Source organism: Gluconacetobacter tumulisoli, from assembly GCF_014174155.1.
GTDB lineage: Bacteria > Pseudomonadota > Alphaproteobacteria > Acetobacterales > Acetobacteraceae > Gluconacetobacter > Gluconacetobacter tumulisoli.
On the sequence record NZ_JABEQM010000015.1, the window covers coordinates 35527 to 55340 of the forward strand.

Genomic DNA, 19814 nt, shown 5'->3' on the forward strand with positions numbered 1-19814 from the left:
CGCGTTTCTCTGTTTTTCACTGTTTTCAGGATTTTTATTCCGAAACGGCGCATGGCGCCCCTCGGATAAGGATGCTTCGGGACCCGACCGACGGATGGAAATCGTCTGATCATGCGCAGCGGACACGATGGCGCGACCGACAGGCGCAGGCGGCGGTTCCGCATTCCGCGTTCGGCCAGCCTGCGCTTCTCACTGGGCTACGGGGTACTGTTCGCGCTGTCCTCCATCCTGTTCATGTCCTTCATCTGGTGGGGGACGATCGGCTTCCTGGAACGGCAGGTGGAAACCGCGATCAATGCCGACGCCCGGGCCCTGAGCCAGCGCTGGGCCGAGGGCGGTCTGCCGACGCTTGCGCTGACCATCGACGACCGGCTGGAACAGAACCTGGACGACGACGCGATCTACATGATGATCGACCCGTCGGGGCGCCGCCTGGCCGGCAATCTGTCCGAATGGCCGGCCTCGGTGGTGCGCACCGACGTCTGGTACTCGCTGGAGGTCACGCGGGCAGGGATGCAGGACACGGCGCAGGTCCATGCCTTCGACCTGCCGGGCGGCTTCCGGCTGCTGGTCGGCCGGGACGTGCGCGGGCGCACCGTCCTGCGCCGGCTGCTGACCGATTCCCTGCTGTGGGCATGGATGATGGTGACGCTGCTGGCCATCAGCGGCGCCGTGCTGGTCCACGGCATGTTCCGCCGCATGATCAAGTCCGTCGCCCAGACGACGTCGGCCATCGCCCGGGGCGATCTGTCGCGCCGCATGCCGCTGGTCGGCAACGGGGACGAGCTGGACCAGGTCGCCGAGGCGATCAACGAGATGCTGGACCGCATCGTCCGGCTGATGGACGGCGTGCGGCAGGTCTCCAACGCCATCGCCCACGACCTGCGCACCCCGATCACCCGCGCCCGCACCCAGCTGGAGGATGCCGCCCTGCACGCTCATGGCGAGGAGGAGCTGCGCATGGCGGTGGAACGCGCGGTCGGACATCTGGACAACGTCACGGCGGTGTTCGAGGCCCTGTTGCGCATCGCCCAGATCGAGGCCGGGTCGCGGCGGGCGGCCTTCGCGCCGTTCGACCTGGCGCCCGTGCTGGTGGACGTGGGCGACCTGTACGAAGCCGTGGCCGAGGAACGGCATATTCACCTGGCGCTGCGCCTGCCATCGAGCCTGCCGTTCCATGGCGACCGGTCGCTGATGCAGCAGGCGGTCGCCAATCTGCTGGACAACGCCATCAAGTTCTCGCCCGCAGGCGGGACGGTGACGCTGGCCGCCAGCGTGGGGCCAAGCCTGCCCGGCCACGGCATCCCCCGGCCCGGCAAGAGCGTCGTCACCATCGCCGTCACCGACGAGGGCATCGGCATGAACGAGGCCGACCTGGCCCGTGCGTCCGAACGCTTCTTCCGTGCCGAGACGGCGCGCAACACGCCCGGCGCGGGGCTGGGCCTGTCCCTGGTGCAGGCGATCGTCCAGCTGCATGGCGGGGTGCTGCGCCTGCGCTCCCAGACGCCCGGCCTGTCGGTACGAATGATCCTTCCGGCGTCGCATAGTCCCGCGCGTCCCGCCCGCACGGCCCGCCCCATCCCGACCCTACCGACCTCGCCAGACGCACCGGCATCCGGCCGGCCTGTCATGAAGGAGGCTTCACTTGCACCCCATGAGCGCGACACATGACTTGCCCTAGGGTTCCCCTCATGAACATGCAGCCCCTTGCGGTCCCAGCCCTGATGGCCCCCGCCCTCGTGGCCATGAGCCTTTGCCTGTGCGGGTTCGCCCGCACCCCCGACGAGATCCAGCCCGTCGAGTCCGGGGAACATGCCGAAGGGGTCGAAGAGCCCGGGCAGCCGGTCATCATCACCAGCGACAGCCGTGCCTTCTGCGACCGGCTGATCACCGTCATCGACGCCTATGGCCCCCCGCCGCGCGAGGTCCGCGACCTGCGCGTCCAGGGCGCCCATCTGTGTGCAGAAGGCAAGATCCGATCCGGCATCGTCCATCTGCGCCGCGCCCTGGTGGTTCTGAAGGAGGATACCCATTCATGACGCGACGCGTCCCCGTGATCGCCCGCCCTGCCGTCCCCGCACTGGCCGTCCTGGCGGTCCCGGCCCTGATCTCTCCCGCCCTCGCGCAGGGCGGCGCCCCCGTGCCCGCGCCGCCGCCGACGACGACGGAGCTGACGCTGTCGGCGACCGGCACCGTCCACGCCCCCCCCGACCGGCTGACCGCCACCCTGTTCGCCGAAGCCACCGCGCCGGCCGTCTCGACCGCGCAGGAACGGGTCAACGCGCTGATCCGCCAGGCCACCGACGCCGCCGGGGCCGCCGGGGGGTTGGTCATCGTCACCGATAGCTATTCGGTGCAACACGACGACGCGCCCCGGTCGCAGCAATGGACGGCGCGGCAATCCATCCGCCTGACCGGGGGCGACGGGGCGAAGCTGCTGGACCTGGTCGGACGGTTGCAGGCGCGCGGCCTGGCCCTGTCGGGGCTGGACTGGTCCCTGTCGCCCGACCGGCGCACCGCCCTGATCCAGCAGGCCGAAGCCGAGGCTCTGAAGGCCGTGCGCCAGCGCGCCGCCTCCGCCGCCGCCACCTTGGGGCTGACGGTCGGCACGATCCGGTCCGTGACCCTGGAAGACCGGGGCATGCCACGTCCGATGCCCATGATGATGATGGCCGCCCGCGCCGCCCTGCCGCCCACCGCCCCGCCCGAGGAACAGGACGTGACGGCAGCAGCCACCGCGACGGTCCTGCTGCGGCCCTAGAACCTGTCATGCACTTCGAGGGCTGTGGATGCGGCCCGGGGGAGAGAGGACTTCCTCTTTTCTGAAGAAGAAGCAGGCATCCCGCCCGCTTCATTCCTTCCGAAGGGCCGTCCACGCGGCAAGCGCGCGGGCCCGCGCCTGTCGGTGGTCCACGATCGGCGCCGGGTAATCCCGCCCTAGCACCACGCCGCATGCCCCCAGGGCCCCGGCATCGGCCGCCCAGGGGGCATGGATCATCCCCGCTGGCACATCCGCCAGTTCCGGAACCCAGCGACGGATATAATCGCCCTCCGGATCGAATTTCTCCGATTGCAGGAGCGGATTCATGATCCGGAAGAATGGGGCGGCATCCACGCCCGTGCCCGCATTCCATTGCCAGTTCATCGGATTGCTCGCCGGATCATGATCCACGAGCGTGTCGGCAAACCATGCCTCGCCCTGTCGCCAGTCGATCAGCAGATGCTTTACCAGGAACGACGCCACGACCATCCTGACCCGGTTGTGCATCCATCCCGTCCGCCACAACTGCCGCATGCCGGCATCCACCAGCGGATACCCCGTCCGTCCCGCCTGCCATGCCCGCAGACCTGCCGGATCCGTTCGCCAGGGCAATGCATCGAACGCGCTGCGCAGATTCCGCCTCGTCAGGTCCTCGTGCTCGAACAGCAGGGACCAGGCAAATTCGCGCCATCCGATTTCCGCCAGAAATTTCGTACCCTCCTGCCCCGACTCCAGGACGGCCTGCCTTACCTGGGCCGGCGTGATGTGGCCGAAGCGCAGATACGGCGACAATCTGGAGGTTCCCTCCGCGGCCGGAATGTCCCGCGCACGTCCGTACGCCGCCAGGTCTTCCGTCACGAATCGCGTCAGGCCATCCTGCGCCGCAGTCTCGCCCGGCGTCCATTCCTCACGCAGGCCGGCAGCCCAGTCCGGCGCCACGGGCAACAGTCCGAAGCCCGCCGCCACGACGCGGTTTTCCCCGAACGACTCTGGCCATTCCGCGAACGAGAAGCCCGATGGTGCCGGCAAGGGTGGTCGCGGCCCCCCGACTGCGCAGGCCGCACGCCAGAAGGGCGTGAACATCTGAAACGGCGTACCGGTACGCGTACGAACCGTCCAGGGTTCGTGCAGCAACGCGCCCGCAAAACTGTGTCCGGCAACGCCCATCTGCCGAAGCGTCCCCTTGAGCGAGGCATCCACGGCCCGCCCGCCGGGATCGTACCGACGGTTCCAATGGACGGCGGCGGCCCCGCTGCACTGCGCCAGTTCCGGGATCAGGCGGGCGGCCGACCCGCGCAGCACATGCAACGCGCCGCCATGCGTGCGCAAGGCGGCATCCAGCGCACGCAACGCCCCGTCCAGCCACCAGCGTGCCGCCCCTCCCGGAAAAGCGGCCGCATCCAGCACGAACACGCACAGGACCGGATGCCCCTTTTCGACGGCCGCCGAGAGGGCCGCATTGTCGGACAGCCGGAAATCCTCGCGAAACCAGACGATTATGGGATAAGATCGCGTCACGGTGGAAACCCTGCCCTGGTTGCCCGAACGAAAAAAGGCCCGGACGGGCTGTCCGGGCCTTTTCGTCTTCGGTTCGTCGTTGCCCGGTTCAGCGGGGCGACAGGACCATGATCATCTGGCGGTTTTCCAGCTTGGGCATCTGCTCGACCTTCGCCTGTTCGTCCATTTCCGAACGAATCCGCTCCAGCACCTTGATGCCCAGGTCCTGATGCGCCATCTCGCGTCCGCGGAAGCGCAGGGTCACCTTGACCTTGTCGCCTTCCCCGATGAACGACTTCATGGCGCGCATCTTCACCTGATAGTCGTTTTCATCGATGTTGGGGCGGACCTTGACCTCCTTGATCTCGATGACCTTCTGCTTCTTGCGGGCCTCGTTCCGCTTCTTCTGCTGTTCGTACTTGAACTTGCCGTAATCGAGGATCTTGGCGACCGGCGGTTCGGCGTTCGGACTGATTTCCAGCAGATCGAGACCCACCGCGTAGGCACGCATCAGCGCGTCGCGCGTGGGCATGACACCCAGCATCTCGCCTTCCGCGTCGATCAGACGCACCTGCGGGACGCGGATTTCCTCGTTGACGCGTGGGCCCTCGCGGTTAGGCGGAGTGGGCATCGGAGGTCTGGCTATGGTCGGCTCCTGTCTTCATTTCGGCACGGAGGACACGCCGCCCAGTGCCTCCGCCCGAGGGCCAAGGGGTCGGGGTAGCGTGAGAAACCTCCGGATAGGTCGTTATGTGGCGCAAACTGGCCACCCAGATCAAGCATTCTCGGCGCATGGAGGACGAAGCCAGCCATGCGCCGTCAGCAGACGACCGCCCGGAAGGTCAGCGGGTACGGCGCAGGTCGGGCGGCAGGGCCTCCTCCGCCAGCGCCCGCGCCGCGTCGTCCAGCGATGCGACCTCCTGCGCCGCGCCGCCCAGGCGGCGGATGGCGACGGTGCCCTCCTCGGCCTCCTTGCGGCCGACGACCAGGATCACCGGCACGCGCGCCAGACTGTGCTCGCGGATCTTGGCATTGATCTTCTCGTTGCGGATGTCGGTCTCGACCACCAGCCCGGCGGCCTTCAGCGTGTCCGCGACCTGCTGGGCATAGGGGGCCGCGTCGGTGACGATCGACGCCACCACCACCTGCACCGGGGCCAGCCACAGCGGGAAACGGCCGGCATGCTGTTCGATCAGGATGCCTAGGAACCGCTCGAACGATCCCAGGATCGCACGATGCAGCATCACCGGACGGTGCCGGGCGCTGTCCTCGCCGATATAGGACGCGTCCAGCCGTTCCGGCAGCACGTAATCGACCTGCAGGGTGCCGCATTGCCAGTCGCGGCCGATGGCGTCGCGCAGCACGAACTCCAGCTTCGGCCCGTAGAACGCGCCCTCGCCGGGGTTATGCTCGTACGAAACCCCCGCCAGGCGGCAGGCCTCGATCAGCGCGCCCTCGGCCCGGTCCCAGGTCTCATCGGTGCCCGCGCGCTGGTCGGGCCGGTCGGCGAACTTCACCCGGAAGCTCTCGAATCCCAGGTCGGCATAGACGTCCGCCAGCATGCGTACGAAGCGCGCGGTCTCGGCCGCGATCTGGTCCTCGGTGCAGAAGATATGCGCGTCGTCCTGGGTGAACGAACGTACGCGCATGATCCCGTGCAGCGCGCCGGACGGCTCATAGCGATGGCAGGCGCCGAATTCCGCCATCCGCAGCGGCAGTTCGCGGTACGAGCGCAGGCCATGTCGGAAGATCTGCACATGGCACGGGCAGTTCATCGGCTTGAGCGCGAGGGTCTTGTCCTCGTCCTCGACGGTCGCGACGAACATGTGCTCGCGATATTTGTCCCAGTGGCCCGAGGCCTCCCACAGCGCGCGATCGACCAGCTGGGGGGTGCGGACCTCTTCGTACCCGCCGCGCGTCTGCGCCCGGCGCATGTAATCCTGCAGCACCGTATACAGGCGCCAGCCCTTGGGGTGCCAGAAGATCGACCCCACGGCCTCTTCCTGGATATGGAACAGGTCCATCTCCCGCCCGATGCGGCGATGGTCGCGGCGTTCCGCCTCCTCCAGCTGGTGCAGGTGGGCGTCCAGTTCCTTCTGGTCGCGCCAGGCGGTGCCGTAGATGCGGGTCAGCATCGGATTGCGGTGGTCGCCGCGCCAGTACGCCCCGGCCACCTTCATCAGCTTGAAGGCATTGCCCACGTCGGCCGTTCCGCGCAGATGCGGCCCCCGGCACAGGTCCAGCCATTCGCCCTGGCGGTAGATCGAGATCTGCTCATCCACCGGCAGGTCGCGGATCAGCTCGGCCTTGAAGCGTTCGCCCCGGTCCTCGAAGAAACGGATCGCCTCGTCCCGCGGCCAGACTTCGCGCACGAAGGACGCGTTCGCGGCCACGATCTCGCGCATGCGGGCCTCGATCACCGGGAAATCCTCGGGCGTGAAAGGTTCGTTGCGATAGAAATCGTAATAGAATCCGTTTTCGATCGACGGGCCGATCGTGACCTGCGTGCCGGGCCACAGCGACTGCACCGCCTCGGCCAGCACATGGGCGGCGTCATGGCGGATCATCTCCAGCGCGGCCTCGTCCTTGCGGGTGACGAAGCGCACCGACGCATCGTCCTCGATCTCGCGCGACAGATCGACCAGCTTGCCGTCGATTTCCATCGCCAGGGCGGCTCGGGCCAGTCCGGGGCCGATGGCCCCCGCCACCGTAGTGCCCGTCACCGGACCGTCAAAGCGGCGAACGGATCCGTCAGGCAGGGTGATGGCAGGCATGGATGGATGCTCCGGACAGGAAAACGGGCAGGAAAGAAACAGGGAAACGTCGCTGTAATGGCCTCAGCCGAGCGACGCCGCAACCCTCTCCACGCTCAGGGCGGCCAGATCGTCCACGCGAATGACCCGCACCTGCCCCGGCGCGCGGCCCAATGGGGCGGTCAGGGACGGATCGCTGTCGCGCGAAAACAGGACCGTCGCGGGGCAGCCCATCGCGGCGGCCAGGTGCATCGGCCCGGTATCGTTGCCCACCGCCAGCCGCGCCCGCGCGGCCAGACCGGCCAGGTCGGCCAGGCCGGTCTGGCCGGTCAGGTCCCGGGCCTGGGGACAGGCCGCCAGGATCGAGGATGCCAGCGGGGCCTCGGCGGCCGTGCCGATGACCACAGGCGTCACGCCCGCGTTCCGCAGGCGGCAGGCCAGCGCTCCGAACCGCTCGGCAGGCCAGCGCTTCGCCGGGCGATGGGGGGCCGCACCCGGCACCAGCAGCGCATAGGGATCGGGCAGCACCGGACCGCCCACCGCCAGCCATGACAGGTCCGGGTCCGGGACGTCGGCAATGCCGGCGCGGAGCAGCTGGTCGCGCTGGCGCGCGCGGGTGTGCATATGATCGCGTTGCGGATTGTCGTGCCGCCGGGACGCGCCCGCCGCGATGCCCGACCAGGGGGGACGGCCCGCCAGGCGGAAATAGCGCGACGACCGGCCCGAGGTCTGCAGGTCATAGACCATGTCGTAGCCCGAGAGGTCCCGGCGCAGCGTCGCCAGCCCGCGCAGGTTCCACCAGGACGGTCGCGCGTCCACGATCACGCGATCGAACCACGGTGCGACCCGCATCAGCCCGGCGAAGGGGGGGGTCGTCAGCAGCGTCAGGTCGGCGTCGGGATGATGGCCACGAATGGCGGCAAAAGGGGCGAAAGCCTGGACCAGATCGCCCAGCGCACCCAGCTTGATCACGAGAATGCGCGTCATGCGTCCTCGTTAATCCAGAACGTCCCGCAAGAAAACAGCGGGGTGGCGAAGGAACGGAAACCAGGACAAGCCGGCGTCGTCCCCGGGGCGGGACGCTGACGCGCCGTAATCAGGGACGACGCCGGAGAAAAGGGGAGACAGCAGACGCGCCGCCCTTCTTCATGGAGGTTTCCGTTTCTTCTTGGTTCTTCTTGTTCTTCTATCTTCTTGGAGGTGGTGTTCCACCCCATGACCAGACCTGTAGCACACGCCGGGACCATGTCCATGTTACACGGTCACATATGACGCGAACGTGACGCCTGCCCGCGCCGGGAACATCTCGGGAATCTGTCCCCCGGGGACGCGTCACGGTGCGTCGGGATCGGCCTCCAGCACCGCCAGGTCCTGCCGGGCCATGTCGGCCTGCCGGGAATCCGGGGCTAGATCCATCACCTGTTCCCAGTCGCTCCGCGCGCCGGGCATGTCGCCCTGCCGCTGCCGCACGATGCCCCGTTCCAGCAGGGCCGCGACGTCCTGCGGCGCACGGCGCATGGCCGCGTCGATATCCGCGCGGGCCAGGTCGATCCGTCCCAGCCGCCGGTAGGCCGACGCGCGGACCACCAGGGCCTCGGTCAGGATGTCGGGGGTATCAGGCAGCGGCGACAGGTCGGCGATCGCCTGCGGGGCGTGGCCGCTTTCCACCGCCGCCCGTGCCCGGACGATCCGCAGGCCGGGGTCGCCGGGACGCAGGCCCAGGCCATAGCCGGCGCTGTCGAATGCCCGCGCGGGGTCACCATCGGCCTGCCAGGCCCGCGCCGCCTCGTCCGCGATGTCGGCGCGGGCCGCCGGGTCGCCGGGGGCATGCGCCAGGCCGTCCAGCACGATCGCCGCGTCGCCCGGATCGCCCAGCGCGACCAGCGCCAGCGCCCCGCAGCGTGCGGCCTCCGCCCCGCCGCCCCGCCCTGCCCAGGCGGCGGCGTAATCGCGCGCGCCGTCGGGATCATCCGGCAGCCGCGCCAGGCATGCGGTCAGTTCCGGCGCGCGGGCATGAACGCCCCCCGGCGCCGCCGCCACAAGCCATCCGGTCAGCAGGGCGGGGGCCGGCGCGTGCCGCACGGCCCGCAGGAAGGTCGATGTCATGCGGCCATTGGGTCCCGTACCGCGAAGGCGGTCAAGCCCGCCCGGCAGGCCGATGCGTTTCCGGTCCGTTCATGCTAAGGCAGCCGGCATGGAGTCGCCGCCGTATCGTCCCGTTATCCTACAGGTCCTGCCCGCGCTGGATGCCGGCGGAATCGAACAGGGCACCATCGAAATGGCGGACGCCATCATCCGGGCGGGCGGCACCGCCCTGGTGGCCAGCGCCGGCGGCCGGCTGGTGCCGCGCCTGCGCCATGTCGGCGCCCTGCACCTGCAAATCGACCTGCGCTCCAAGAACCCGCTGACGATCCTGGCCAACGCCCGGCGGCTGGCGCGTCTGATCGCCGATCACGACGTGGCGCTGGTCCACGCCCGATCGCGCGCGCCCGGCTGGTCGGCCGCGCTGGCCTGCCGGCGCACCGGCATCCCGCTGGTGACGACCTGGCACGGCGTGTACCGCGAGAACGTGCCGGGCAAGCGCCGGTACAACGCCGTCATGGCGTCGGGACGCCGGGTCATCGCCATCAGCGCCTTCATCGCCGGGCGGCTGGCACGCGACTACGGAGTAGGTCCGGACCGCCTGCGGCTGATCCCGCGCGGCGCGGACACCGCGTGGTTCGATCCCGATTCGGTCCGTGGCCCGCGCATGCAGGCCCTGGCGGAGCAATGGGGCCTGCCGGACGACGCGGCGATCGTCATGCTGCCCGGGCGGATCACCCCGTGGAAAGGCCAGGCCCTGCTGCTGGACGCCCTGGCGCGCATGGAGACCGCCGGCGGATGCGGGCGGAACTGGGCCTGCGTCTTCGTCGGCCCGGCCCGCACGCGCGACCGCCACGGCCAGGCCCTGCTGCGCGCGGTCGAAGCACACCCGGCCCTGCGCGGGCGGGTGCATTTCGCCGGTCATTGCGCGGACATGCCGGCGGCCTTCGCGCTGGCCGACGTCGTCGTCGTGCCCTCCCTGCACCCCGAGCCGTTCGGCCGCGTGGTGGTCGAGGCCCAGGCCATGGCCCGCCCGGTGATCGTCGCCGCCCACGGCGCCGCGATGGAAACCGTGACGGACGGCGAAACCGGCCTGACCGTCCCGCCGGGCGACGCCGACGCGCTGGCCCTGGCGATCCGCCACGTCCTGGCCATGCCGCCGCAGGACAGCGCGGCCCTGGGCCAGGCAGCGCGCGCCAGCGTCCTGGCGCAGTACACCACCGCCGCCATGCAGTACGCGACGCTGGTGGTCTATGATGAACTGCTGGGCTCCACCCTGGCCTGGCAGTTCGCCGCCACGGCCGATCTTACCGACACGACAGGTTCCGACGATGCAGAATGATCCCTTCCGGCCCCCCGGTCCCCGTCCCGCCCCCCGGGCAGTGTCATGGACCCAGAGCATCGCGCTGTTCTGCTTCGGCGGCAGCATCCTGCTGGAAATCGGCCAGGCCCAGTGGCACTGGCCGGTCATCGGGCGGGGCTGGCCGATCCTGGCGCTGGACATCGTGGGCGCCATGCTGATGGCGACCTCGCTGGGCCTGCTCTGGACCGCCCGCCGTCAAAGATAAGATCGGCCTGGCCTCTCTCCCCCCGCCGCCACCTGTCGCTGGATCGCGCCGATCATGACCCGTCCCCCCACGTCCCCCTCGCCGACCGCCGCCGAACGCGCCGAAGCCGCGCGGCAGGAACGCCACGCCCGAGAGGCGGCGGCCCTGCGCGAGAACCTGCGCCGGCGCAAGCAGCAATCGCGCGCCCGCGCCGACACGGCCCCCGCCGAACCAACCGGGAAAGACGACGCGAACGGCGACGGAAGCGACGACGCAAACGCGTGATTGCGGTTCGCCTCGCCCTTCGCTAGTGGTCGGGCAGGCACAGGGGGACGATCGTTTCCCTCCACGCGACGGAGGCCGAAGATACATGCCCATTATGCCCGACACCTGGATTCGCAGCATGGCCCGCGAGGCGGGGATGATCGAACCCTTCGTGGAGCATCAGACACGTGAGGGCGTGATTTCCTACGGCCTGTCCTCCTACGGCTACGACGCGCGCGTGGCGTCGGAATTCAAGATCTTCACCGACGTCGACAACGCCATCGTCGATCCCAAGAATTTCGCGGCCAACAGCTTCGTCACGCGTGACGTGCCGGTCTGCACCATCCCGCCCAACAGCTTCGCCCTGGCGCACACGGTGGAATATTTCCGCATCCCGCGCGACACGCTGGTCGTCTGCCTGGGCAAGTCGACCTATGCCCGCTGCGGCATCATCGTGAACGTCACCCCACTGGAGCCGGAATGGGAAGGCCAGGTGACGATCGAGATCAGCAACACCACCCCCCTGCCGGCGCGGATCTATGCCAACGAGGGCATCTGCCAGTTCCTGTTCCTCCAGGGCGCCTCGCCCTGCGAGGTCAGCTACGCCGACCGGGCGGGAAAATACATGGGGCAGCGCGGCGTCGCCACGCCCCGGATGTAGGAGTCCGCGCATGGACCGTTTCATCATTCGCGGCGGACAGCGGCTGCGGGGCGACATCGTCGTCGGCGGCGCGAAGAACGCGGCGCTCAAGCTTCTGGTCGCGGGCCTGCTGACGTCGGAACGGCTGGTGCTGCACAACGTCCCGCGAATCGCCGACATCGCCACGATGCGCCGGCTGCTGGAGCAGCACGGCCTGACGGTCGAGGATCTGGACGGTACCGGCGGGACGCTCGCGGTCGGCGGCGCCATCACCAATACCGAGGCCCCGTACGACATCGTATCGCGGATGCGCGCATCGATCCTGGTGCTGGGCCCGCTGCTGGCCCGCTGCGGCGAGGCCCGCGTGTCGCTGCCCGGCGGCTGTGCCATCGGCACCCGCCCGGTGGACATGCACCTCAAGGGGCTGGAGGCGCTGGGCGCCGAGATCACGCTGGAAAACGGCTATATCAACGCCCGCGCCTCGCGCGGCCTGGTGGGCGAGCGCATCGTCCTGCCGTTCGCGTCGGTGGGGGCCACGGAAAACCTGCTGATGGCCGCTTGCCTGGCGCGCGGCCGGACCGAGATCATCAACGCGGCGCGCGAGCCCGAGATCGGCGACCTGGTCGCCTGCCTGAACAGCATGGGCGCACGCATCACGGGAACGGGCGGCGGCACGCTGACGATCGACGGCGTCGAGGCCCTGCACGGCGCGACGCACCACGTCATGCCCGACCGCATCGAATGCGGCACCTATGCCTGCGCGGCCGGCATCACCGGCGGTGACCTGCGCCTGGTCGGCGGCCGGCTGGAGCATCTGGGCGCCGTCGTGCGCACGCTGGAGGAATCGGGCGTCGAGGTCCTGCAGGAAGACGATGCCCTGCGCGTCCGCCGCACCGGGGCGCTGCGTGGCGTGGACATCATGACCGAACCCTATCCGGGCTTTCCCACCGACATGCAGGCGCAGTTCATGGCCCTGCTGTCGGTCGCCGAGGGGGCTTCGATGGTCACCGAGACGATCTTCGAAAACCGCTTCATGCATGTCCCGGAACTGAACCGGATGGGCGCGCGCATCAACGTCCACGGCTCCTCGGCGATCATCCGGGGCGTCCACTCCCTGTCGGGCGCGCCGGTCATGGCGACCGACCTGCGGGCTTCCTTCTCTCTGATTCTCGCGGGACTGGCGGCGCATGGCGAAACCATCCTCAGCCGCGTCTACCATCTGGACCGCGGGTACGAGGCGGTGGAACAGAAGCTGGCCCGCTGCGGGGCGCAGATCGAACGCGTGCAGGACTGATTACAAGGCAACAGGGCGTTGCCCTTTCGCGGGTCAGGGGCTGAGGCCCTGACGGGTACCACCTGCCCTACCGCACGCGGGCGGCGCCGGCCCCGCGTGCCCTTCCTGCGACCGGGCAAAATGTGATAAGGCGCAGCGCACATGGCGCCTGACGGCGGCCGCCCCGTACCCGGGGCACGCTTTGTACCTGGAGAACGCATGACCGCCCCGACCCCGGACACGCCGCTGGTCCTCGCCCTGCCCAAGGGGCGTATCCTGAAGGCCGCGGCCCCCCTGCTGGCCGGGGCCGGCATCACCCCTGCCTCCGACTGCCTGGACGAGGGCAGCCGTCGCCTGCGCTTTCCGACCGACGACCCGATGCTGGACGTCGTGCGCGTCCGATCGTTCGATGTCGCGACCTTTGTCGCATTCGGCGGCGCGCAGCTGGGCATCTGCGGCGCGGACGTGCTGATGGAATTCGATTATCCCGAGATCTACGCGCCGCTGGACCTGCGGATCGGCGCCTGCCGGGTCTCGGTCGCCCGCCCGGTCGGGCATGGGGCGACCGATATCCCGGCCCACTGGTCGCGGGTACGGGTCGCCACGAAATACCCCGCGCTGACGCGCCGGCATTTCGCCGCGCGCGGCATCAACGCCGACATCGTGCACCTGCATGGCGCGATGGAGCTGGCCCCGGTCCTGGACCTGTCGCAACTGATCGTCGATCTGGTGGATACCGGATCGACCCTGCGCGCCAACGGGCTGGAGGAGACCGAGACGATCGCCAGCGTCACCAGCCGGCTGATTGTCAACCGCACGGCGCTGAAGACCCAGCCGGAACGGATCGGCGCGCTGATCGCCCGTTTCCGCCACGCCCTGTCCGCCACCACCGGCCGGGAGACCGCCACCGCATGAAGCGCCTGGATACCACCCAGCCCGATTTCCGGGCGGCGTTCGCCCGCCTGCTGGCCGACCGCGAAGGCGACACCGCCCGCGTCGACGCCCCGGTGGCCGAGATCCTGGCCGCCGTGCGCACTCGGGGCGACGAGGCCCTGTGCACCTATACCGCGCGATTCGACCGGATGACGGTGACCCCCGCCGGCCTGCGCATCACCGAGGCCGAGATCGAGGCCGCCTGCGCCGCAGTCCCCGCCCCCCTGCTGGCGGCGCTGGACCTGGCCGCCGGACGGATCGAGGCCTTCCACCGCGCCCAGATGCCATCCGACCTGCGCTATGTCGACGCGGACGGCGTCAGCCTGGGCATGCGCTGGACGGCGCTGGACGCCGTGGGGCTGTACGTGCCGGGCGGCACGGCGGCCTATCCGTCATCGGTGCTGATGAACGCGCTGCCCGCCCGGGTCGCCGGCGTCGGGCGGCTGGCGATGTGCGTGCCCACGCCCGACGGCGTGCTGAACCCGCTGGTCCTGGCGGCGGCCCGCCGTGCCGGCGTCAGCGAGATCTATCGCGTCGGCGGCGCGCAGGCCGTCGGCGCCATGGCCTACGGCACCGCGACCATCCGCCCGGTCGACCGCGTGGTCGGTCCCGGCAACGCCTATGTCGCCGAGGCCAAGCGGCAGGTGTTCGGCCGGGTGGGCATCGACAGCATCGCCGGCCCGTCCGAGGTCGTGGTCGTGGCCGATGGCGGCAACGATCCGCGTATCGTCGCGCTGGACCTGCTGGCGCAGGCCGAACATGACGCCATGGCGCAATCCATCCTGATCACGACCGACCCGGACCTGGCCGATCGCGTGGCGACGGCCGTCGAGGCCGAGCTGCGTACCCTTCCCCGCGCCGCCATCGCCGGGGCCAGCTGGTCGGGCCACGGCGCCATCGTCACCGTCCGCGACGAGGACGAGGCCGCCACTCTGATCGACGAGATCGCGCCGGAACATCTGGAACTGCTGCTGGCCGACCCAGAACCGCTCTTCGCCAAGGTCCGGCATGCCGGGGCGGTGTTCCTGGGCCGCTATTGCGCCGAGGCCATCGGCGATTATGTCGGCGGCCCGAACCACGTCCTGCCGACCAGCCGCACGGCGCGATTCGCCTCCGGCCTGTCGGTATTCGACTTCCTCAAGCGCACGACCTTCGTCGGCGCGGGACCGGACGCGCTACGCCGGATCGGCCCCGCCGCCGTCGCCCTGGCGCACGCCGAAGGGCTGGACGCGCATGCGCTCAGCGTGTCGGCACGGCTGGACGCGCTGGGCCCGGATACGGACAGAACTTGACCGCGACGCTCACAATCCGCACATATCCGCCTGCAATCCATTTCCAGGCCACCGGGCATCTCCCGAAAGGGAACGCTCCGGCGGCTTCGCCCGCCCATGACGGCCGAACGGACGACGGCCAACCAGATGATCGAAGGACACGATGTCTAAGGAAGACATGATCGAATTCAGCGGCACGGTGACCGAGCTGCTGCCCAACGCCATGTTCCGCGTCAAGCTGGACAACGAACACATGATCCTGGCGCATACCAGCGGCAAGATGCGCAAGAACCGTATCCGCGTGCTGGCCGGCGACCGGGTGAATGTCGAAATGACCCCCTATGACCTGAGCAAGGGTCGCATCACCTTCCGCTTCAAGTAAGGCCACGCGCCCCGTGACCGGACAGTCTCCCCTGTCGGCCGACATCCCCGGTGCCGACGGTCCGGGGCCGGGACTTGTCCTTGCCTCCGCCTCGCCCCGCCGGCGCGACCTGCTGGCGCAGATCGGGCTCGTGCCCCGGCATGTGATCGCCGCCGACATCGACGAATGCCCCGGCCCGGCCGAATTGCCGCGCCCGTACGCTTTGCGGCTGGCGCGCGACAAGGCGGCTGCCGTCGCCGCCGGCCTGGCGGAACCCGCCCTGGTGCTGGGCGCCGACACCGTGGTCGCGGTCGGCCGGCGCATCCTGCCCAAGGCCTGCGACCGCGACACCGCGCGGCGCTGCCTGGCCCTGCTGTCGGGGCGGCGCCATACGGTGCTGACCGCCATCGCCCTGCGCCCCACCGCTGCCTGGACCGACGGCCGCGCGGCCGAACGCCTGGTCGAGAGCACGGTGACCTTCTCGCGCCTGACGGCACGGCAGATCGACGCGCTGCTGGATGCCGGCGACTGGGACGGCAAGGCCGGGGGCTATGCCATCCAGGGCCACGCCGCCGCCTTCATCCGCTTCCTGTCCGGCAGCCATTCCAACGTGGTCGGCCTGCCGTTGTTCGAGGTCGCGCAGATGCTGCGCGGCCAGAAAGGGGACTGGATCCGGTGACCATCCGGATCCGGGCCGCCAGCGCACCGGGCGAAATCCGCATCGCCGTCACCGACGACGCCCGCACGGACGAAGACGGTGCCGCAGGCGCGGGCCTGATCGAGTACGCGCTGTGGCGGCCCGGGGCGCCGGACGGCATCGGCGACCTCCATCGCGGTCGCATCGTCGCCCGCATGCCCGCCATGGGCGGCGCGTTCGTCGACCTGACCGACGGCGCCAGCGGCTTCCTGCCCGATTCCGCCGGGGCCGCCGGCCTGACCGAGGGCGATGCCGTCCTGGTCCGTATCATGCGCAGCGCGCAGGGCGGCAAGGGCGCGCGTCTGGCCGCCTGCCCACCCGACGCCGTGCCCGAATCCGATCGCACCGGTCCCCCGGCCCTGCTGGCGCGTGGCCCGACACCACTGGAGGCGCTGGCCGCCGCGTGGCCCGACGCGTCGATCCTGATCGACGACGCATCGGTCGGCGCGCGTATTCCGTCCGCGCTGCGCAACCGCATGCTGCGGACCACCAACGCCTTCGACGCCGAGACCGAAGCCGCGTCCGACGCCCTGGACGACCCGACCGTCGACCTGCCGGGCGGCATGCGGGCCACCATCACGCCGACCCCGGCGCTGGTGGCGATCGACATGGATGGCGGCGCGGCCAGCGCGGACCGCCGGGCCAAGCAGACCGCGCAATTTGCCGCCAACCGCGACGCGCTGCCGGCGTTGCTGCATCAGATCCGCCTGCGCAACCTGTCGGGCGCCATCATTCTGGACGTGGCGGGCCTGGCCATCCGCAAGCGCCAGGCGCTGCGCCCGATTTTCGAGGAGTCGCTGGCGTGCGACCCGTTACGCCCGCGCTTCCTCGGCTTCACGGCGCTGGGCCTGGCCGAGATCCTGCGGTCACGCGTCCGGCCGCCGCTGCACGAACTGGTGTCGGGCGCGCATGGACAGGCCCTGCGCGCCCTGCGCCATTGGGTCCGCGCCACGCGCGGCACGCCGGGCCCGGCCGCCACCCTGCGGGTCGGGACCGACATCGCCCGGGCGCTGGATCGCGATCCGGATGCCGTCGCAGACGCGACGCGCCTGGCGGGCCACTTGCCGGCCCGGCAGCTCGACCCGTCCTTGCCGCCCCTGGGCTGGACCCTGTCGGGGCCGGAGAATCGACCATGACCGACCCCACTTCCCCGCCGTCCGCTCCCCGCCCCCCGTGCCCGACCTGCGGCCGCCCGGCCGAGACGGCGTTTCGACCATTCTGCTCGAAACGCTGCGCCGACATCGATCTGGGCCGCTGGTTTTCGGAACAGTACCGCGTGCCGGACCGAAGCGAGGACGCACAAATCTTCGACGAAAACGATCCGAGACGGGTTGATCCCGACGATGAGGTGGGATAGATCACCCCCCACGGCGCCCGCCCAGGCGGATCGCCGCGCCGGACAACGGCCCGGTGCCCAAGTAGCTCAGTTGGTAGAGCATGCGACTGAAAATCGCAGTGTCGGTGGTTCGAATCCGCCCTTGGGCACCACGCATTTTCCCAATGCTTTGATTTCCGCAGCTTGCACGCTGGTTTTGTCCTGCTCCCGGGTGTTCTCGCCAGGGCGGCACGTTCGTCCAGGTTATCTGCCTAATGAAGCCGGCCTGCGCATTTTGCGGCAGCGGCGCGCAGATCCCTCCGCCAGCGGCCTTGCAGGCTCCACGCCGCGGACTCATGTCCTTGTCGTCCGGAAGGGACTTCCGAACGGGTCGGGCAAGGAGCCGGGATCATGGAAGACCAGGCTTTCGATGACGGTCAGAAAGACCGCGATAATCGGGAAAGACGGATCGAGCTTCTGATCGGGCGTCTACCGTCGCAATTGCAACCGCCTGTGCGCTGGCTGCGGCGACCGGCGGCACGCTGGGTGCGCGTCCCCGCTGGTATCCTGCTGGTCGTGGCCAGCCTGTTCGCCCTGCTGCCGGTCTTCGGGCTCTGGATGCTGCCCCTGGGGTTGTTGCTGCTGGCCGAGGACGTGCCGGCGATCCGACGGGGGAGCGATCGCATTCTCTGCTGGATCGAAGCCCGTCATCCGCACTGGATGGGACTGTCCCCGACATCGTCACACGACTGAACTGCCGGAAGCGAGAAACGGCATGCCCCTCCCTGCCGATCCAGGCCCGACGGGCATCACGAGCGGTAACGTGGATCGCCATTCGCCCGGCGCCCCCTGACCATGGCGTGGCTCCTCGATCCGGATGTCTGGGCCAGCTTCGCGACGCTGGCGGCACTGGAAATCGTGCTCGGCGTCGACAATCTGGTCTTCATTGCCCTGCAGGCCGGCCGTCTGCCCGCCGCCAGGCAGGCGTCCGCGCGCAGGCTGGGGCTGGGGCTGGCACTGGGGACGCGGCTTCTGCTGCTGTGGTCCATCGTCTGGATGGTGCATCTGACAACGCCCGTCCTGTCGGTGCTTGGGCATGGGTTCTCATGGCGCGACCTGATCCTGATCGCCGGCGGCGGTTTCCTGCTGTTCAAGGGCACGCGCGAGATTCACCTGCGCGTCGAAGGGCGGGACGATCATGCGGCGGCCACCCGCGTGCATCCCGGCTTCGCGTCGACCGTCCTGCAGATCACCCTGTTCGACGTGGTGTTTTCGATCGACAGCGTGATCACGGCGGTGGGCATCGCCGAGGATATCCGGATCATGGTGGCGGCCATCATCGTGGCCATCGCCGTGATGCTGGTGGCCTCCGGACCGTTGACCGCCTTCATCGAACGGAATGCATCCGTGAAGATGCTGGCCCTGTCCTTCCTGCTGCTGATCGGCATGGTCCTGGTCGCGGACGGGTTCGGGTTCCATATGCCGCGCGGCTACATCTACACGGCGATGGGATTTTCGATCCTGGTCGAAGGTCTCAACCTGCTGGCCTCTCGCCGGCGTGGCGCGGCAAGGGCCCGCCGGCGAAAGGACAGGATGTAATCAGGAAAGGGTCACCGCATGGGCGCAACCAGGGCGAACGTGCAGTCCTGCGGATCGACGCATTGCACGATCCAGCTTCCGCCCGGCACCTGGTGGGGGCCGCTGGTGATATGGCCGCCCGCCTTCCGCACCCGGCCGATGGCCGCATCGATGTGGTCCACGTTGAAATAGTACAACCAGAACGGCGCGGGCATGGTCGCCGTACGGGTCATGATGCCGCCGGCCGGCACGCCGCCGATCGTGAAGATCTGGTACATGCCCATTTCACCCATATCCACCGCCTCGCCCGGGGCCCAGCCGAACAGGTCGGCATAGAAGGCGAAGGCGGATTTCCGTTCCTGGGCCAGAAGCTCGTGCCAGCCGACCGACCCGGGCGTGCCGGGCACCGCAGGGCCCATCGCTCCCTCGCCCCCGGCCTGGAACACGGCAAAGACCGCGCCCTGGGGATCGCTGGCGATCGCGAAGCGCCCGATGCCCGGGATGTCGCTGGCCGGATGCAGGATCGCGCCTCCGGCGTCGGTGATGCGCGCATCAATGGCATCGATGTCGTCAACCGCGATATAGCCGATCCACCCCGGCTGCGCGCCGGACTTGCAATCGGCCTGGGACATCGCCACCAGCCCCCCGATGGGCGTCTGGCCGGCGCTGAGGACCGTATAGTCCCGGTCGGGCAGGCCGGCGTCCCCCATGTTCCAGCCGACGACGGCACGGTAGAAGGCGGACGCCGCGGGGGCGTCCAGGGTCGCGAGTTCACACCAGACGAACTGGCCACGGGACGTGGACATGACGTTGCTTCCATTTCTGCTTGCGAGGCCCGGCCG

22 protein-coding genes and 1 tRNA gene are annotated in these 19814 nt (G+C 69.5%); 17 read left to right on the forward strand and 6 right to left on the reverse strand.

Features of this window, described 5'->3' with window-relative positions:
* Positions 1–111 precede the first annotated feature (111 nt).
* From HLH28_RS15340 to HLH28_RS15350, 3 genes are read left to right on the forward strand one after another with little or no spacing between them, the layout of a single operon-like run.
* Entirely contained in the window at positions 112–1671 is a 1560-nt protein-coding gene (locus HLH28_RS15340) for a sensor histidine kinase (RefSeq protein ID WP_182960773.1), read from the forward strand.
* Between the two features lie 20 nt (positions 1672–1691).
* Positions 1692–2039, forward strand: a complete 348-nt coding sequence (locus HLH28_RS15345) for a hypothetical protein (RefSeq protein ID WP_182960775.1) — start codon at positions 1692–1694, stop codon at positions 2037–2039.
* Positions 2036–2761: an SIMPL domain-containing protein gene (locus HLH28_RS15350; protein WP_182960777.1), complete on the forward strand. Its 726-nt coding sequence runs from the start codon at positions 2036–2038 to the stop codon at positions 2759–2761. The genes HLH28_RS15345 and HLH28_RS15350 overlap by 4 nt, the downstream gene beginning before the upstream one ends.
* A gap of 90 nt (positions 2762–2851) precedes the next feature.
* Here HLH28_RS15350 and HLH28_RS15355 read toward each other — a convergent pair whose 3' ends face one another.
* The 5 genes from HLH28_RS15355 to HLH28_RS15375 form a co-directional block, all read right to left on the reverse strand.
* Positions 2852–4279, reverse strand: coding sequence for an FAD-binding domain-containing protein (locus HLH28_RS15355; protein WP_182960779.1), 1428 nt, complete (start codon positions 4277–4279; stop codon positions 2852–2854).
* A gap of 88 nt (positions 4280–4367) precedes the next feature.
* On the reverse strand, positions 4368–4889 hold the full coding sequence (gene infC, locus HLH28_RS15360; protein WP_182960781.1) for a translation initiation factor IF-3: 522 nt from the start codon (positions 4887–4889) through the stop codon (positions 4368–4370).
* A gap of 211 nt (positions 4890–5100) precedes the next feature.
* A complete protein-coding gene (gene thrS / locus HLH28_RS15365; RefSeq protein WP_182960783.1) occupies positions 5101–7032 on the reverse strand; it encodes a threonine--tRNA ligase in 1932 nt (643 codons plus the stop codon).
* Between the two features lie 63 nt (positions 7033–7095).
* Entirely contained in the window at positions 7096–7998 is a 903-nt protein-coding gene (locus HLH28_RS15370; RefSeq protein WP_182960785.1) for a glycosyltransferase family 9 protein, read from the reverse strand.
* Positions 7999–8343: 345 nt separating this feature from the next.
* On the reverse strand, positions 8344–9117 hold the full coding sequence (locus HLH28_RS15375; RefSeq protein WP_182960787.1) for a tetratricopeptide repeat protein: 774 nt from the start codon (positions 9115–9117) through the stop codon (positions 8344–8346).
* An 88-nt stretch (positions 9118–9205) separates the two neighbouring features.
* Here HLH28_RS15375 and HLH28_RS15380 point away from each other — a divergent pair, with 88 nt between their 5' ends.
* The 14 genes from HLH28_RS15380 to HLH28_RS15445 all read left to right on the forward strand — a co-directional run bounded on the left by HLH28_RS15380 (position 9206) and on the right by HLH28_RS15445 (position 18993).
* On the forward strand, positions 9206–10435 hold the full coding sequence (locus HLH28_RS15380) for a glycosyltransferase family 4 protein (RefSeq protein ID WP_182960789.1): 1230 nt from the start codon (positions 9206–9208) through the stop codon (positions 10433–10435).
* Positions 10425–10661: a hypothetical protein gene (locus HLH28_RS15385; RefSeq protein WP_182960791.1), complete on the forward strand. Its 237-nt coding sequence runs from the start codon at positions 10425–10427 to the stop codon at positions 10659–10661. The genes HLH28_RS15380 and HLH28_RS15385 overlap by 11 nt, the downstream gene beginning before the upstream one ends.
* A gap of 54 nt (positions 10662–10715) precedes the next feature.
* Complete coding sequence (locus HLH28_RS15390; protein WP_182960793.1) at positions 10716–10925, forward strand: hypothetical protein; 210 nt, start codon at positions 10716–10718, stop codon at positions 10923–10925.
* Between the two features lie 85 nt (positions 10926–11010).
* On the forward strand, positions 11011–11565 hold the full coding sequence (gene dcd, locus HLH28_RS15395) for a dCTP deaminase (RefSeq protein ID WP_182960795.1): 555 nt from the start codon (positions 11011–11013) through the stop codon (positions 11563–11565).
* A gap of 10 nt (positions 11566–11575) precedes the next feature.
* Positions 11576–12838 carry a UDP-N-acetylglucosamine 1-carboxyvinyltransferase gene (gene murA, locus HLH28_RS15400; protein WP_182960797.1) on the forward strand — a complete coding sequence of 421 codons (1263 nt, stop codon included), beginning with the start codon at positions 11576–11578 and terminating at the stop codon, positions 12836–12838.
* A 198-nt stretch (positions 12839–13036) separates the two neighbouring features.
* Positions 13037–13732 carry an ATP phosphoribosyltransferase gene (gene hisG / locus HLH28_RS15405; RefSeq protein WP_182960799.1) on the forward strand — a complete coding sequence of 232 codons (696 nt, stop codon included), beginning with the start codon at positions 13037–13039 and terminating at the stop codon, positions 13730–13732.
* Positions 13729–15042 (forward strand): histidinol dehydrogenase, encoded by a 1314-nt coding sequence (gene hisD, locus HLH28_RS15410; protein ID WP_182960801.1) that lies wholly within the window; start codon positions 13729–13731, stop codon positions 15040–15042. The genes hisG and hisD overlap by 4 nt, the downstream gene beginning before the upstream one ends.
* 142 nt (positions 15043–15184) lie before the next feature.
* Positions 15185–15403, forward strand: a complete 219-nt coding sequence (gene infA, locus HLH28_RS15415; RefSeq protein ID WP_003622234.1) for a translation initiation factor IF-1 — start codon at positions 15185–15187, stop codon at positions 15401–15403.
* 13 nt (positions 15404–15416) lie between these two features.
* Entirely contained in the window at positions 15417–16061 is a 645-nt protein-coding gene (locus HLH28_RS15420; RefSeq protein ID WP_408869858.1) for a Maf family protein, read from the forward strand.
* A complete protein-coding gene (locus HLH28_RS15425; RefSeq protein ID WP_182960803.1) occupies positions 16058–17215 on the forward strand; it encodes a ribonuclease E/G in 1158 nt (385 codons plus the stop codon). Before HLH28_RS15420 ends, HLH28_RS15425 begins: the two co-directional genes overlap by 4 nt.
* Positions 17212–17436, forward strand: a complete 225-nt coding sequence (locus HLH28_RS15430; RefSeq protein ID WP_182960805.1) for a DNA gyrase inhibitor YacG — start codon at positions 17212–17214, stop codon at positions 17434–17436. Before HLH28_RS15425 ends, HLH28_RS15430 begins: the two co-directional genes overlap by 4 nt.
* A gap of 55 nt (positions 17437–17491) precedes the next feature.
* Positions 17492–17567, forward strand: a tRNA-Phe gene (locus HLH28_RS15435).
* Positions 17568–17805: 238 nt separating this feature from the next.
* The gene (locus HLH28_RS15440) at positions 17806–18147 is read left to right on the forward strand and encodes a hypothetical protein (protein ID WP_182960807.1); all 342 of its coding nucleotides are present in this window, start codon (positions 17806–17808) and stop codon (positions 18145–18147) included.
* A 102-nt stretch (positions 18148–18249) separates the two neighbouring features.
* Positions 18250–18993 carry a TerC family protein gene (locus HLH28_RS15445; protein ID WP_182960809.1) on the forward strand — a complete coding sequence of 248 codons (744 nt, stop codon included), beginning with the start codon at positions 18250–18252 and terminating at the stop codon, positions 18991–18993.
* Between the two features lie 11 nt (positions 18994–19004).
* Here the strand turns inward: HLH28_RS15445 and HLH28_RS15450 are convergent, their stop codons facing one another.
* Entirely contained in the window at positions 19005–19778 is a 774-nt protein-coding gene (locus HLH28_RS15450; RefSeq protein WP_182960811.1) for a VOC family protein, read from the reverse strand.
* Between the last annotated feature and the right edge of the window lie 36 nt (positions 19779–19814).